This window comes from Halolamina salina, from assembly GCF_042678005.1.
GTDB classification, from domain to species: Archaea; Halobacteriota; Halobacteria; order Halobacteriales; family Haloferacaceae; genus Halolamina; species Halolamina salina.
Window position 1 is genome coordinate 1 of record NZ_JBHUDH010000137.1, and the last position, 456, is coordinate 456.

Genomic DNA, 456 nt, shown 5'->3' on the forward strand with positions numbered 1-456 from the left:
CCGGCCTCGCCCGCCAGCCGACCGAACGGCTACGGCGCCCACACCGAGGCGTACTTCGAGTCGGCCAACGACGCCGTCGCGGTGCTGCCCCAGATCGAGACCCCCGCGGGCGTCGAGCACGCCGAGGCGATCGCCCGCGTCGACGGCGTGGACACGCTGTTCGTCGGCCCCGCCGACCTCTCGGCGAACCTCGGCTGCTTCGGCGAGTACGACGACCCCGAGTTCCGCGAGGCGTTCGACCGCGTGCTCGCGGCCGGCGAGGCCGCGGGCGTCCCCGTGGGCACGCTCGCGACCGGCCCCGACCAGATCGAGACGTGGCACGACCGCGGCATCGACTACCTAATCGCCGGTACCGACATCGGCTACCTCCGGCGTGGCGCACGCTCGGCGAGGGAGCGGTACGAGTCGCTGTTCGGCGAGTAGTCGAACGGGGAGGGGTCGGTCGTCAGCGGCCTG

1 protein-coding gene is annotated in these 456 nt (G+C 73.5%); it reads left to right on the forward strand.

Annotation, left to right across the window (positions count from 1 at the left end):
* A partial coding sequence (locus ACFR9S_RS11780; protein ID WP_379818746.1) for an aldolase/citrate lyase family protein occupies positions 1–423 on the forward strand: 423 nt, incomplete at its 5' end.
* Positions 424–456 lie beyond the last annotated feature (33 nt).